This window comes from Actinacidiphila sp. bgisy160, assembly GCF_057707815.1.
Genome location: NZ_JBYIQW010000013.1, coordinates 1 through 13,814, shown reverse-complemented (window position 1 = coordinate 13,814; position 13,814 = coordinate 1). Strand labels below are relative to the sequence as shown.

General features: G+C 69.5%; 11 protein-coding genes and 1 pseudogene. 4 read left to right on the top strand and 8 right to left on the bottom strand.

The window, feature by feature from the left end; all coding sequences use genetic code 11:
- Positions 1–15 precede the first annotated feature (15 nt).
- Complete coding sequence (locus AC3EUJ_RS13605; RefSeq protein ID WP_431961423.1) at positions 16–1,335, bottom strand: PP2C family protein-serine/threonine phosphatase; 1,320 nt, start codon at positions 1,333–1,335, stop codon at positions 16–18.
- A 533-nt stretch (positions 1,336–1,868) separates the two neighbouring features.
- Here AC3EUJ_RS13605 and AC3EUJ_RS13600 point away from each other — a divergent pair.
- Positions 1,869–3,365: a DUF1254 domain-containing protein gene (locus AC3EUJ_RS13600; protein ID WP_431961422.1), complete on the top strand. Its 1,497-nt coding sequence runs from the start codon at positions 1,869–1,871 to the stop codon at positions 3,363–3,365.
- A gap of 30 nt (positions 3,366–3,395) precedes the next feature.
- Here the strand turns inward: AC3EUJ_RS13600 and ftsH are convergent, their stop codons facing one another.
- On the bottom strand, positions 3,396–5,333 hold the full coding sequence (gene ftsH / locus AC3EUJ_RS13595; protein ID WP_431961421.1) for an ATP-dependent zinc metalloprotease FtsH: 1,938 nt from the start codon (positions 5,331–5,333) through the stop codon (positions 3,396–3,398).
- A 389-nt stretch (positions 5,334–5,722) separates the two neighbouring features.
- On the opposite strand from ftsH, the gene AC3EUJ_RS13590 reads away from it, so the two are divergent.
- The gene (locus tag AC3EUJ_RS13590) at positions 5,723–5,968 is read left to right on the top strand and encodes a hypothetical protein (protein WP_431961420.1); all 246 of its coding nucleotides are present in this window, start codon (positions 5,723–5,725) and stop codon (positions 5,966–5,968) included.
- 221 nt (positions 5,969–6,189) lie between these two features.
- Here the strand turns inward: AC3EUJ_RS13590 and AC3EUJ_RS13585 are convergent, their stop codons facing one another.
- The 4 genes from AC3EUJ_RS13585 to AC3EUJ_RS13570 form a co-directional block, all read right to left on the bottom strand.
- The gene (locus AC3EUJ_RS13585; RefSeq protein WP_431961541.1) at positions 6,190–7,185 is read right to left on the bottom strand and encodes a lysylphosphatidylglycerol synthase transmembrane domain-containing protein; all 996 of its coding nucleotides are present in this window, start codon (positions 7,183–7,185) and stop codon (positions 6,190–6,192) included.
- A 260-nt stretch (positions 7,186–7,445) separates the two neighbouring features.
- On the bottom strand, positions 7,446–9,083 hold the full coding sequence (locus tag AC3EUJ_RS13580; protein ID WP_431961419.1) for a hypothetical protein: 1,638 nt from the start codon (positions 9,081–9,083) through the stop codon (positions 7,446–7,448).
- A gap of 313 nt (positions 9,084–9,396) precedes the next feature.
- A complete protein-coding gene (locus tag AC3EUJ_RS13575) occupies positions 9,397–10,806 on the bottom strand; it encodes an amino acid permease (RefSeq protein ID WP_431961418.1) in 1,410 nt (469 codons plus the stop codon).
- A gap of 181 nt (positions 10,807–10,987) precedes the next feature.
- Positions 10,988–11,404, bottom strand: a complete 417-nt coding sequence (locus tag AC3EUJ_RS13570; protein ID WP_431961417.1) for a CBS domain-containing protein — start codon at positions 11,402–11,404, stop codon at positions 10,988–10,990.
- A 1,077-nt stretch (positions 11,405–12,481) separates the two neighbouring features.
- On the opposite strand from AC3EUJ_RS13570, the pseudogene AC3EUJ_RS13565 reads away from it, so the two are divergent.
- Positions 12,482–12,649: pseudogene (locus AC3EUJ_RS13565) on the top strand (IS21 family transposase); the annotation flags it as partial.
- A gap of 18 nt (positions 12,650–12,667) precedes the next feature.
- On the opposite strand, the gene AC3EUJ_RS13560 reads toward AC3EUJ_RS13565, so the two are convergent.
- The gene (locus AC3EUJ_RS13560; RefSeq protein WP_431961416.1) at positions 12,668–13,261 is read right to left on the bottom strand and encodes a hypothetical protein; all 594 of its coding nucleotides are present in this window, start codon (positions 13,259–13,261) and stop codon (positions 12,668–12,670) included.
- Positions 13,262–13,311: 50 nt separating this feature from the next.
- Between AC3EUJ_RS13560 and AC3EUJ_RS13555 the strand changes: the two genes are divergently transcribed.
- Complete coding sequence (locus tag AC3EUJ_RS13555) at positions 13,312–13,506, top strand: hypothetical protein (protein ID WP_431961415.1); 195 nt, start codon at positions 13,312–13,314, stop codon at positions 13,504–13,506.
- Positions 13,507–13,626: 120 nt separating this feature from the next.
- On the opposite strand, the gene AC3EUJ_RS13550 is transcribed toward AC3EUJ_RS13555, so the two are convergent.
- Positions 13,627–13,814, bottom strand: a 188-nt coding sequence (locus tag AC3EUJ_RS13550; RefSeq protein ID WP_431961414.1) for a hypothetical protein, incomplete at its 5' end; no start/stop codon positions are given.

The following is a 13,814-nucleotide window of genomic DNA, read 5'->3' as shown; positions in this document are numbered from 1 at the left end:
ACGGCCCGCACGATCTCAGGAGGCGGGGATGCGCAGGGCCAAGATCGCCATGTCGTCCCGGCCGTCACTGGGGTGCTCGTCGGCCAGCCTTTGCACGAAGCAGTCGAGGGGCAGAGCGGCGTGGGCGGTCGCGACGGCCATGAGGCGGTCCAGCCCCTCCTGGTAGGGCCGTCCGCGAAGTTCCACGAGGCCGTCGGTGAAGAAGAGCACCGTGGCTTCCGGCGGAAGGGCGTGCACATGGTCGTGGCGCGGCTGGCTGGTGTCGACCCCCAGAGGCAGATCAGGCTCGGCCTGCAGGTATCCGGCCCGCCCACCGGGGGCGATGACCAGCGGCGGAGGGTGGCCCGCCGTGCTCCAGCGCAGCGTCCAGCCGCCGTTGCCGGGCTCCACGCGGGCGAGGCAGGCGGTCGTGACCGGGTTGTCGGTGATGGCCTGGAGGGCACGGTCGAGGTGGGCGAGGACGACGCTGGGCGGGGTGCGCTGGTCGTACAGCAGGACACGGAGCATGTTGCGTGTCTGTGCCATGGCGGCGGCCGCCTGAAGGTCGTGTCCGACGACGTCTCCGATGACCATGGCGCAGGCCCGGTCCGGCACCAGCAGGGCGTCGTACCAGTCGCCGCCCACGTGGTCGGGCGCGAGGGCCGGCCGGTAGGCGGCGGCGGCGTGGAAGGGGCCGAGGTCACGGGGGAGCCTCGGCAGGAGCAACTGCTGGAAGCGTTCGGCGTTCCGTCGGGTCTGCTCGTACAGACGAGCGTCGTCGATCGCCAGGCCGGCGGCGCCCGCCAGTGCGACGATCAGTGCTTCGTCGCGGGCTTCGAAGGGCCGCCCGTCGCGCCGCTCCGCGACGTACAGGTTGCCGAAGATGCTGCCGCGAATGCCGATCGGAGCACCCAGGAGGGTTCGCATGGGTGGATGGCCGGTGGGGAAGCCGACAGAGTCCGGGTGGGCGCTGATGTCGTCGACACGCAACGGCTCGGGGTGGGTGATGAGACGCCCGAGCAGGCCGTGCCCGCGTGGCAGCTCGACGTCGGCCAGGTCGCTCCTTTCCTGCTCCGACAGGCCCATCGGGACGAACAACGCGAGGCTTTCCTTGTCCTCGTGCAGCACGCCCAAGGCGCCGTACCTGGCGCCGACGAGGTCCATGGCGGTGGACACAACCAACTTGAGCACGTCGGACAACCCCGCTTCCCTGCCCAGGACGGCCTCGTAGAGCTCGTGGAGCTCGTCCTGAACCCGGGCCAGTGCCTTGAGCTGGTCGGCGATCCGCTCCAGTTCGGTCCCCAGACGCAGCCGGGGCACCGGCGGCCGGCCCGGCAACTCGTCGTCGCCGGACATCACCGGTGTCCGGGGCGTGGGCCGGTCCGGACGGACCCGGTCACGACGACGCGGTCGCGCACGTCGAGGTCCACTTCCCACCCCACCGGCGTGACCCCAGGAGGGCGGGCGGGCAAGCGGCGTGAGGCGCTTCTTCGCGTGCCGCCGGTCCACGTCCTGACATCTCGGGCCAACCGATGCCCATGAGCCGTCCGGCGGCGGCGGCACGTCCGCCCTTCCGGTGCCATGCACGAGCGGTCCAAGCCGCCTCCCCTCACGACGGTGCCCCGCCAGCGAGCGATCACGCTAGAGACGTAAGCCCGGCATCGCAATGCGACACACAGAGTGCGTGCCCGGTCCGTCCTGGTGCGGGTGCGCTTCGCCATACGCGCGCGGACAACCGCCGTCGCCTCCAGCGCGCCCGCCGGCATCCCTGCGTTGGCCCGCTGGAGCGGAAGCACGCAGCATGGAAATAAGCCATGAATTCGGAGCGCCCTTCCCCCAGGGAAGCCCTTTCAGTGTGAAGTGATGTGGACATGACTGAAAATACGAAGATGCGACATCGACGCGGCATGGCCGAGGACATCGCGGTGGTCGCGGCAACGGCAGCACGTACCACCGGGCATGCGGTTCTTCACCCCAAGGCGACCCTCCGACAGGTGCGCCGGCTGTCGGACATGATTCCTGCGCTGCGGCAGGCGGTGGGTCCCATCGTGACCGGAAACGTCGAGGACTGGCACAGCGAATACGCCTACACGCTCGGTGAGCAGGCATTCGTCTACGGGTTCCCGTACATGTACAACGCTCAACTCCGATACGACTGGGTGACACAGCCGCGTAATCCGGCCACGGTGCCCTATGCGCCCGTCAACCATTTCTGGCACGCCGAACGTCTCCTGGACGCCACCTATCGCGACGGTGGATGCCCCAACAACGACACCCTGTACTCCGTGGCGTGGGTCGACCTCCGCGCAGAGCCGGTGATCCTCTCTCACCCTGACATGGGCGACCGCTACTTCGCCTTCGAGTTGATCGGGATCACGTCGGACAACTTCGACTACGTCGGGCAGCGCACCACCGGCTCGGCCGCGGGACACTTCGCTCTCATCGGCCCTGGCTGGACGGGGGAGTTGCCGCCGGAGGTCCGCCCACTGGAGAAGGCGCCCAGCCCCTGGGTGCTCGTCCTCGGCCGGACCCTCGTGGATGGGGCGCACGACGTCCCCGCCGTGCGCGCACTGCAGGAACGCTACCGGCTCACCCCGCTCGGACTGTTCGGCGAACCGGATGCGCACGTCCCCGAGAGCCGTGACGTCCTCAAGCCGGTCACCGCCAAGGAGGATCCGCTCGGACCCTGGAGGACCTTGAACGCGATGCTGGCCGAGAACCCTCCGCCGGCCCACCACGAGATCCTCCTCAAGCAGTTCGCCCAGATCGGTGTGGGCCCAGGCCTCGACGTCGAGGCGCAGCCCGAGGCGGTCAAGCGCAGCCTCATCAGGGCGGCCGCGGTCGGCCTGCCCATGCTCAAGCAGCAGACCCTGAGCGGTGACTGGGCACACCTGGTCCACGGCTGGCGCTACCCGCCCCCGCAGATGGGACGCTTCGGCGACGACTTCCTCAAACGTGCCGCGGACCAGTCCCTGCTCGGGGTGACGGCCAACGACCCCGCCGAAGCGGTGTACCTGACCAATTTCCAGGACGCCGACGGCAACAGGCTCAGTGCCGGCGGCCGCTACGTCCTGCACTTCGACGCGGACGCCATGCCTCCCGCCGAGGCCTTCTGGTCGCTGAGCGCCTACGGCGAGGACATGAACCTCATCCCCAATGAGGCCGGCCGCTACTCCATCGGTGACCGGACCCACGGCCTCACCTGGGATGCCGAGGGCGGGCTGACCATCCACCTGCAGAATCGGTCTCCCGGGAGCGACAAGGAGGCCAACTGGCTGCCCACCTCCAGGCACGGCCCCTGGTTCGTCGTGCTGCGGATGTACCGGCCGCGCCCCGAGGTGCTCGACGCCACCTGGGAATGCCCTCCGCTGGTCCGCGTCGGGTGAGGCGACGGGCTGCGCGCGCGACGTGCGCTTTCACTGATGTGCTCGCGCACGGCGTGGGGAGACACCTTGCGCCGATGCACCGTTTTCCAGGACGTCGAGGACCACCGATCCGTCGACGGTCTCGCGGGTGACGAGGAGTCCGGCCAGGGCCTCAAGGGCCCTCCGGTGTTCTCGCAGCAGGGCGACGGCGCGTTTCTCGGCCTCCGTGACCAGGCGCGCGGTCTCTTCGTCGACGATCCGCTGGGTGTGCTCGGAATAGCTCCGCCCGACCGCCTCCTTCCCGTTGTCCTGGCCGAGGTAGCGCGGTGTGCCCGAGGCATAGCCGACAGGGCCCAGCGCCTGTGACAGCCCGAATTCCGTGACCATGCGGTCGGCGATCTGGGTGGCCCCCGCCAGGTCGTCGGCCGCGCCCGTCGAGCCCTCGCCGAACACGACGAGCTCGGCGGCCCTGCCACCGAGCCGGACGGCGAGAAGGTCGGTGAGGTAGCCCTCGGTGTACAAGTGCCGTTCGGCCTCGGGGAGCTGCTCGGTGGCGCCCAGCGCGGGCCCCGAGGGGAGGATGGTGACCTTGGCGACCGGGTCGGCGTGTTCGCACAGGGCTGCGACGAGGGCATGGCCGGATTCGTGTACGGCCACGGCGCGGCGCTCCTCGGGGAGCAGGGCGTTGGAACTCTCCCTCCGCCCGAGCAGCACGCGGTCGCGCGCGGTGGCCAGGTCGTCGGCATCGATCACCGCGCGGTCGGCACGAACGGCGTTGATGGCGGCCTCGTTGACGAGGTTGGCCAGGTCCGCACCGGAGAAGCCGGGTGTGGAGCGCGCGACGATTCCCCAGTCCACGTCCGGCGCGAGTGTCTTGCCCCGGGCGTGGACAGCGAGGATCGCGGTCCGCTCGGCCTGGTTCGGCAGCGGGACCGTGACATGCCGGTCGAAGCGGCCGGGTCGCAGGAGGGCCGGGTCGAGGGCCTCGGGCCTGTTGGTCGCGGCGAGCACGACGATGCCGCTGCCCTGATCGAAGCCGTCCATCTCCGCGAGGAGCTGGTTGAGGGTCTGTTCACGTTCGTCGTTGCCGCCCAGCCGGTTGCCGGCGCGGCGGCTGCCGACTGCGTCGATCTCGTCGATGAAGACGATCGACGGTGCCCGTTTGCGGGCTTCGCCGAAAAGGTCACGGACACGTGAGGCACCCACGCCGACGAACATCTCGACGAACGCGGACCCGGTCACGGAGAGGAACGGGACCTCCGCCTCACCGGCGACGGCCCGGGCGATGAGGGTCTTGCCCGTGCCGGGTGGTCCCACCATGATCACCCCCCGCGGCCCCTTGGCCCCCACCACCGCGTAGCGCTCGGGACGGCGCAGGAAGTCCACGATCTCGCTGATCTCCTGTTTGACGCCCTCGTAGCCCGCGACGTCGTCGAAACGGGTGGTCGGGCGCTCAGCTTCGATGATCTTGGCGCGTGACCGTCCGATGCCGCCGAGCCCACCGGTCAGCGTCTGCGCCGCCTTGCGGCCCGACCACCAGAACAGCATCACGATGAACAGCAGGGGCAGCAGCAGTACCAGCAGCGTCGTGAGCCCGTCGCCGCCACTGCTCTGCGACGCGGTGATCTCCACCTTCTTGTCGCGCAGCTGCTGCTCCAGGGGGCTGGTGTCCAGGGCGGTCGGGATGCGCGTGGTGAACCTGGTGCCGTCCTTGAGCGTCCCGGCGACAGCTCCCTTGTCATTGATGTCTACGGTCTTCACCACGCCGGCCTCGACCTTGCCGACGAATGCGCTGTAGGGGAACGTGGTGCTGCGTGACGGCTGGGCCCGTGCCACCAGGATCAGGATCACGACCAGAGCGGCGAGCGGCAGGAGCCATGGCCGCCAGGACGGCGCGGTGGGCGTGGCCGGCTTCGGTGGCTCGCGCGGCGGCCCTGGCTTCGCCGACCGCGACGCGTGCCGATCCGGCAGGCGGACCTGTGTGAGCACGGGAGCTCCTCGCGGGAAGAAGGTCTTTGGGTGGTCGCCCTGCTTCCAGGATCGGCCCTCGCGGTGGAACCGGCACGACCTGCAGGTGGCATGGCGGGCCTGCGGGCCGACGGGCAGGCGCGAACGGTGTACCGCTGCGGCAGGGCCGCCTGATCGGGCCGTTCGGCCCTATCGGGTTCGGCGCGCGCGGGATTACCTGGAAGGCGGATGGTCCCTTCGGCGGGGCGGGCGGCTTGCCGCCGCCCCTCCCGCCTCGGCCTGTAGTCGGCTTCGCCGGCGGCAGTGGCGCACCGGTTCAGGCACACCGTCCCGGGTCGTGGGCGGGTTCCGATTCCGCGCCGGGCGCCCGGGCCGGCCGACATCTTCCCGACTCTCACCGGAGGTCCGAGATGGCTCACACCGAACAGGACGCGCCGGACATGCCGACCCGCCCCCTCAGGCACGGCGACGGAGGCCCGCAGACACCCGAGATGCGGCTTGAACGGCTGGAAGCGCAGGTGAACACGCTTGCCGAAGCGGTCCGGGCGCTCGCCCACGGCCTCGAGGCCATTCCTTCCCAGGACACGGCCCTCGCGGACGAAGCGGCACGCGGTGCCCGTCTGGCCCACGAGCTGCTGCTCTCACAGAAGCTGTAGGCGGGGCTTCTGTCCGGCCGAGCCGTGCGTCGCGCGGCACTGATGGCCGGGCATGAACCGCCCCACTTCCGCATGGCGGTGTGGTGCCCCGCCTGGAGGCGCCCGCCGACGGGCGCGCCCATCGGCGGGCGGCGTGATGCAGCGACGGTGCCGCGAGGCGGAACCTTCCACGATGGCTCCGGTCAGCACGTGAGGCATGGGCCGTGAGCGCGTCACCACGCTCACCGCGGACGGGGGCCGGTGGAACGTCGCCGGGGCGTGCCGCGCTGGGCGGTCACCGCCGTCCAGCAAGCCCATCCGATCGGCTGGAGTGCCCAGTAGCTGATGGCGCGGTACAGAAGGGTAGCGGCGATCGCCGAGCCGGAGTCCAGGCCGTAGAGGACGAGCAACGCGGACAAGCCCGCCTCGAGGACACCCAGGCTGCCCGGCGTCAGCCGCAGGCTCCCGGGGAGCTGGGCGAGTCCGTAGGCGAGGAGGAGTCCGTGCCAGGGCACGGCGATGCCCAGTGCCCACATGCAACACACCAGGCACGCGGCGTCCATGATCCAGTTCATGAGGGCCAGAAAGGCGGGCCACAGCCACGGGCGCAGGCCTGGCTGGAGGCTCCTGGCCTGCTCCACGACGGCCGCCAGCGCTTGCTGACCGCGATGTACGAGTGCCGAGCGCCGGCCTGCGGACACCCAGGTTCGCCTCACGGCGGCTCGGAATCGTGGTGACCGTGACAGAACCATGAGTACCGCCACCGCAGCGGACGCCGCCAGCAGGACACCGATGACAGGCCGTACGAGCGCCGCTGTCCCGACGACGGTGCCGAGGCCGACCAAGCCGGCGGCGACGAGCAGCGTCAGTCCGGCGGCCGACAGTGCGCCGCCGGCGGCCAGTACGGCAACGGCCATGGCGGGGGGAACGCCCCGGCGGCTGAACTGCCGGTACACCCAGGCGCCGGCGAAGGCGGCTCCACCGGGCAGGGCACCCGCCACGGCATTGCCCGCCATAGTGATCACGGCCATACGACCCAGACCCCAGCGCACGCCGCCGCCGGCCAGCAGCCGGCGTGGGACGGCGGCGAAGCACAGGAGCGAGAGCGCCTCGCAGGCCACCGCGGCGGTCAGTGCCGGTCCGCGGACATGTGAGATGAGGACGTAGGCCTGTGCCACCTGCTGCCGGTGCGAGCCCGCCAGAAGAGCCACCCCGGCCACGATGACCCCGGCCCCCACCCACCGGACCCATCCGGGCCACCGGGCCACCGGCCGCCTCCCCGCACCGAACCGGGCCTTCTGCGGGTCGGGCGCCGTAGCGGGGCCTTCATGTGCGCACAAGGGCCACGATGCCTCACGCCGTCCGCGGATGCCGAGCGGTCGTTCTGCGGCGTCGCGCCGGGAAGGCGGCGCCTGTTCCCCCTCCCGCTTTCCCTCGGCCGACGGCGGTCGCCGCTTTCCGACGGGCGGGCCGGCGGCCAGGTCCGGGTTTCGGCACGCTACTTCGCCGACTGGGTGAACGTGAGGATTCTCGGAGTCAGCAATTGGGAGGAGTCCGGCCCGCGTGCGGTTCCCGGCTTGACGTAGTCCCGCAGCGAGGCCATGAACATGCCGTGCAGAGCGGGGTCGCCCATCGCGGTGGTGTCCGCGCGTGAGGGCAGCATGTCAGTGGTGATGCCGGTGCAGCTCTTCGGCCAGTCGGGTACGCCCCGCAGGACCGAGCAGTCCCGGGTGAAGTAGTGCACGAAGAACTTGTCGCTGTGTTCGACCGTTTTCGTGTAGTCGTCCGCGGAACCCTTGAGGCCGGTGTCCAGAACGTTCGCCACGCCGGCCAGCAGCGAGGCGTCGTTGACGGACAGGGCGCTGTATGTGGCGTTGCCGGTTTCCGTGGCGAGGGTGCCCACCACGGCGTACACCTGCCCGGCGTCGAGGGGGAGTGGCCGGGACAGGAAATAGGCCGCGTCCTGCTGGTCTCCCAGGCAGTTCATGCCGATCTCGCGGCAGTACGGCCCCGTCCACCCGAAGTCGCGCACCAGGTCGGGGATCAGGGTGGATGCCGACTGCTGGTTCCCGCAGTCACCCGTGTGCAGGTGCGCCCGAGCGCGGACACGGTCGCACACCGCGTCGACCAGGTTACGCAGGTCGCCTGCCAGGTGAGCCTCGCTGTTCGCCGTGCGTTTGCCGAAGGTCAGCGCTCCGTAGCGCCGGACGGACCCCAGGGAGTCGGGGGCCCGTACACGCATCACCGTCAGAGGGGGAGCCTTCCGCCACTTCTCCGCTGCCTGCTCCTGGCCGGGGTCGGGGACGGCGTACCGGAACGCGGTGACGAAGTCGACGGCGTTTTTTCCCATGCCCAGTGGCCCGATCGGGCCGTGCTCGTCGCGGGCGGGAATCTGTTCGGTGAAGATGTCCGCGCCGGGAACGCCCTGGGCCTGCAGGGCCCGGCGGACGGCCTGGTCGGTGGTGGAGCTGGGGGTGATGATGAAGTACCGGTCCTTCGCGAAGGAGTAACCGGATTGCCGTTCCATGACGACGTTGTTGACGGTGTCCCCGAGTGCGGACGCACTCTGGGTGCGCGCCGACCGCCGGCCATCGGGTGGGATCGTGTCGAACAGGTACTCCAGGGGAACGGGCTGACCGGCCGTGTGCTCCCACTTGAGGTAGTCGGCGGTCCTCCATTGCCCCGTCTGGCTGAATTGCCAGGTCTGCAGGCTCATGTAGCGACCCGGGGGTGGCATCTTCCCGTAGATCACGACCGCGTCCCGCGGATCGAGCCGGTACGTCGCGCTGTAGCCGGGTCGTATCCGGCCGAACGCGTTCACCGTCGCGGGGTCGACGTATTCGTTCGGCCAGGTCTTCAGAACGGGCGTCACGTAAGGCGCCGCGGGGTTGTTCGCGAGGCAGTTCTTCAGCAGGGGGTACGTGTTGTCCTTGCAGTCCTGCTGCGTGTACAGCCTGGCGTATCCCGGGTTGACCCGGAAACCGCTCTTCTCCAGTTCGGCGGCCAATCCCGTGGTGATCGCATCGTCGGCCGTGTCTTCGCCGGCGCCGGCCGGGCGCTGACCGCACCCGGCCATGGCGCACAGCAGCACGGCGCACGCCAGTGAGTACCGGATTCCCAGCGCGAGGTTGTCCACGGTCGGCTCTCCTGGCGGTTCGTTGTCTCAGGTACTGCGCAGCCGGGTCGTACCGGCCGCCACTCATCGGCAGCGTGCATCGCTTTCTGCTTGACGAGCATCACCGTGTGCACTCGAACGGGCAAGCCGAGTGGGGCAGCCGGGCGAGAGCAGGCCCGTGTCGGCCGGCGCGGAACCGGGGGAAGGGGCAGGACGCGCAGCTGCGGAGCTCTCCTGCGGGCGGCCGGTCGAACGATCAGGCGGCCGGCACGGGGCGGGGCGAGGGTGGCTCCCGTTTCTGGTGGCGTCCTCTGGCGCGGCCGGCGGTATGCCCCTACCGCCGAGCCAGCTCCGCGTGCCGGCAGGAGTATCCGAAGTACACGCCGAGCCCGATCACGAACCACACAGCGAACCGCACCCATGTCTGCCACTGCAGGAAGGTGATGAGCCAGAGCGAGAAGACGACCCCGATCGCGGGCACCAGGGGCATCCCCGGTGTACGGAAGCTGCGGGGCAGGTCCGGCTGACGGTAGTGCAGTACGACGACCGCCACGCACACCACGACGAACGCCAGCAGAATGCCGATGTTGGTCAGCTCGGCTGCCTCGGCGATCGGCAGGAATCCGGCGATTGCCGCCGACGCTCCTCCTGCGATCCAGGTGATGCGCGTGGGTACGTGCCGGGTGGGATGCGTTCTGGCGAACCATTTCGGCAGCAGTCCGTCGCGGCTCATCGCGAACCACACACGGGTGACGCCCAGCATGAAGGTGAACATGACGGTGAGGATGCCGATGATCGCGCCGGCCGCGATGACGTCCGCGATGCCGCTGAGCCCCGCTGCCTTGAACGCCGTTGAGAACCCGCTCTTGGGGTCGATGTCCTGGTAGTTCTGCATACCCGTCAGGACCAGGCAGGCCGCGACGTAGAGGACCATGGAGACGGCGAGAGAGTAGACGATCGCCTTCGGCATGTGGCGCTGGGCGTCCTTGGACTCCTCGGCCGCGGTGCTCATCGCGTCGTACCCGAACACGGCGAAGAAGACGGTTGCGGCTCCGGTGAACGCTCCGCCGACGCCGTAGGGGAAGAACGGGCGGTAGTTGGCGGTGTCGATGTGGAAGACGCCGATGCCGATGACGAGCAGCACGACGAGGACCTTCAGTCCCACCACAGTGGTCTCGAAGCGTGCCGCGCTCTTGATGCCCAGGTTCAGCAGGTACGCGATCAGCAGGCACAGCAGGGCGGCGAACAAGTCGACGCGGTGTCCGGCACCCGTACCAGGGGCTCCCATCATCCACGCCGGAGGATTGGCTTCTGTCTCGCCGACCAGGAAGCCGAAGTATCCGGAGACGCCGATGGCGACCACGGCCACGATCGCCGTGTACTCGAGCAACAGGTCCCAGCCGATGAACCAGCCCGCAAGTTCGCCGAGCACCGCGTACCCGTAGGTGTAGGCCGATCCCGCCGTCGGGATCATGCCTGCGAACTCCGCGTACGACAGTGCCGCGGCGGCGCTCGCCCCACCCGCGATGAGGAACGACACGACCACGGCGGGCCCGGCCGTGCCGCTCGCGACCGCGCCCGCCAGTGCGAAGATGCCCGCACCGATGATGCCGCCCACACCGATGGCGGTCAGTTGCCACAACCCCAAAGACCGCTCCAGTCGGGCGCCCTGGGCCCCTGGCTCATCGATGTGTCCGATGGGCTTGCGCCGCAGGACGCCCCGGCCCGCCCCGAGTCCGCCCAACGCACCTCTCCATCTCTCTCCGCACGGCAGTCACCAACGGCCGATCACGAAGACGACCGAGACCACCGCTCGATGTAGTGCCGAGGGCGCGAATGGGCCTCGAGGCGCCCCGGGACGTCACGCCCTTGACGTGGTGCAGTCGTGCACGAGCCGCGGGCGGGCTCGTTCGATCGGCGCCGCCTCAGGGCGCACACACGGCCTCGACGAGATGGCCGACCTGTTCCTCGGGCAGCCGCCGGGAGAGATCGGCTTCGCTGATCATGCCTACGAGCCGGTGGTCGGCGATGACAGGCAGCCTCCGGATCCGGTGATCCTGCATGGTGCGCAGCACCTTGTCGGCCGGCGCGTCGGCGTCGATGGTGACGGGCTTCCCCTGGGCGAGCTCGCCCGCGGTCATGTGCTTGGGGTCCTTGCCCCTGGCCAGGCACTTCACGACAATGTCACGATCAGTGATGATCCCGTGGAGCCGGTCGTCCGGCCCGCAGATCGGTAGCGCGCCGACGTCCAGCTCGCGCATCCGACGCGCCGCTGCTTCCAGCGTCTCGCTCTCCTGGACGCACTCGGCGCCCGCGTGCATGATGTCCCGCGCAGTGGTCATAGCTGCCTCCGTCGTGTTGTCGCGGGGCGGGACCCCGTGGGGCCGGGCCCTCACTGCTGGGTCGATTCATCAACAGGGTCAGAGGGGCCGCTGCGCCTGACGCTGCGTTTCGCGGTCGGTGCACGCGAACGGCACCTGCTCTTTCAACGATTGCACGTCGTGGACGCCACCGCCGCCGGCCTCCTGCCGCAAGGCATCGGTGCGAGAAGCGACGACGCCCCGGGCCTGGCGCCACGGCAACCGTCAGCCGGGTGGCGCGGGACCGGAGCCGCCCGCCCGTGCGTGGAGCCGGGCCGGGAAGGCATCACGATGTCGGGCGCCGCGTGGCACTGCGTGCGGAGTGATCCATGACAGGAGGGCGGGCATGTGGGACCTGCGAGGTGGGCTCCCTTCGCCGGCATTGTCCGGATCAGGTGGTGGAGGTCGCCGTCCGGTCTTGCGACCTTTCGGCCTCTCAGTCCGACCGTCGATGACCGGCTCTGCAGGAGTTGTTGCCTCCCACGTCCTCGCCGGCTGTTCCGGTCGAACTCCCTCGCTCGCCCCGCAGGCCACTTCCCACCATACGCCTTCGCGCGCCGGCCGCCAGGCCCGACCGGCCCCGTTCCCCGCTCCCATTCGGCCCCGACCGCTTGATGGGCCTGCGTCGTCGGCGGTGACCAAGGCGTGCAACGCCGCGGACAGGGGTGTCCCGTTCGTGACGGCCCGCGGCACCTCCGTCGTCCCCCGCTGCGGCAGGGCTACTGGCTGACATCTGTCCGCGCCACGGCGAGCGCCTCGGCCACGGCGCGGGCTGTGACGACTCCGTATGGTTACCGTCACAGTCGGTAGCCGGAAGGTCGCCGTGCCCGGACAGCGCCAGGGAGTCGGCGGCCTGCGAGAGCGGCATGTCGGTTGACGGCGGCGTCGGCCGCCGCTGCGTCGATGTCGCCGGCAGCCGCCGCTGGCCGCCGACGGTTCCGGTCCGGACGTTTCGGTACCGGCATACGACGGTCCAGCGAGCCATCCGAATACCAATAGGCGGCCTCAGGCGCGATCAGTGAAGGAGCCGTTGATCCTGTGGAGTCGGGCAAGGCCCCGCTGGAGGCGTTCGTCCCCCACAGCCACCAGCCCGGTCACGAGGCGGAGGTCGACTTCGGTGACGTGACGGGCCGTCCCGCCGGCGAGCTGGTGACCTGCCACCTGCTTTCCTTCCGCCTGTCGTATTCGGGCAAGGCCGTCCACCGCGTCTTCTGCACCAACGGCAGGAGCGTCGGAGGCCAGCTCCTATGCGGAGGAGGTGGCCGCCGGAGGCAGAACCTCAAGGACGACAGCCGTTCCAGCAACGGTTGAGTCTTCGTGCATCGTGAACACTTGACCGGGCTGAAGATGCCGCCAGTGCGAGGGCTCGAGAGGAGCAAGGCGTACCGAGGATCGCTCGCCGGGCCCCAGGAAGGGCGTGAACTCCACCCATAGCGCCGCTATGTTGAGGGTCGGTTCGCCGGTTGGGGTTCGGTGACCGATGTTCCACATCGGTCGCAGGACGCCGGCCCCGGAGAATGATGTTTGCCGACGACTCTCGCTGGCCGGTCGGAGGGTGAGGTCGGCTCGGATAATGCCGTTGCGGGTCTCGTAGCAACGCCAATGACACCAGGCCGCGCTCTTCTCCAGCCGCATCTGCTCCGCGGCGGTGGCCAGGGCCTCCCAAAAGCTGAGCGGAAGCGCGTGGACATCGCCGAGCTCCTCCAGCAGCGCGAGGCCCACTTCCCACTCGTCCTGGGCGAGGTACTCCCAGACATCGTTGACCGTGATGTCGTTCTCGGTGGCGATCTCTTCGGGGACGAGCAGGGAGGCGGCTTCCAGGAGCTTCAAGACATCCATGACCTGATTCTGGACCACGGCGTCCTGGCGGCGGCTGGAGATGCCCGGTGATGACGATCGAGCAGTTCGCAACGCTGGCAATGTTCAGCTCGACCTGGGCCGTGCTGGCCGTCGGTCACACCGTCGCGTGCCACGTCTTCGGCCTTCTCTGCACTCTCGAGGTCTCTGGTTCGCCGGGTGTGCCGGGCTGGCCGATGCTTCGCATCAGGAGTTGGCCGTGGCTCGCCGTGCAGGCCAGGAGATAGAACCTGCGCTCGCGCGCAAGAGCTCCTTGCCGGGGATGAGATGGTGATTGTTGTTGAGTCAGGTGCTGTCCATCATGCGCTTACGATCTCTACCTCGCCCACGCTGGTCAATGGAATTGTTCAGCTGAGGGAGCCGGGTCCGCTCTCTCCGTGCTCGGCCTGCCCCCGAAGGGGGTCGGTTTGCTTCTTCTGGTCGTTGATGTGCTGCAGGCTCTTCTTCAGTGCCGCGCCCTCTCCCAGCCACTGCATCCGGTGGGCTTCGTCGAGCCGTTCGCCGGTGTTGGCTTCGATCTCCAGCAGCCGGAAGA

Coding starts and splice junctions, on each gene's coding strand:
- AC3EUJ_RS13605 (WP_431961423.1), bottom strand. CDS start 1,335: ATGTCCGGCGACGACGAGTTGCCGGGCCGGCCGCCGGTGCCCCGGCTG.
- AC3EUJ_RS13600 (WP_431961422.1), top strand. CDS start 1,869: ATGCGACATCGACGCGGCATGGCCGAGGACATCGCGGTGGTCGCGGCA.
- AC3EUJ_RS13590 (WP_431961420.1), top strand. CDS start 5,723: ATGGCTCACACCGAACAGGACGCGCCGGACATGCCGACCCGCCCCCTC.
- AC3EUJ_RS13570 (WP_431961417.1), bottom strand. CDS start 11,404: ATGACCACTGCGCGGGACATCATGCACGCGGGCGCCGAGTGCGTCCAG.
- AC3EUJ_RS13560 (WP_431961416.1), bottom strand. CDS start 13,261: ATGGATGTCTTGAAGCTCCTGGAAGCCGCCTCCCTGCTCGTCCCCGAA.
- AC3EUJ_RS13555 (WP_431961415.1), top strand. CDS start 13,312: ATGACGATCGAGCAGTTCGCAACGCTGGCAATGTTCAGCTCGACCTGG.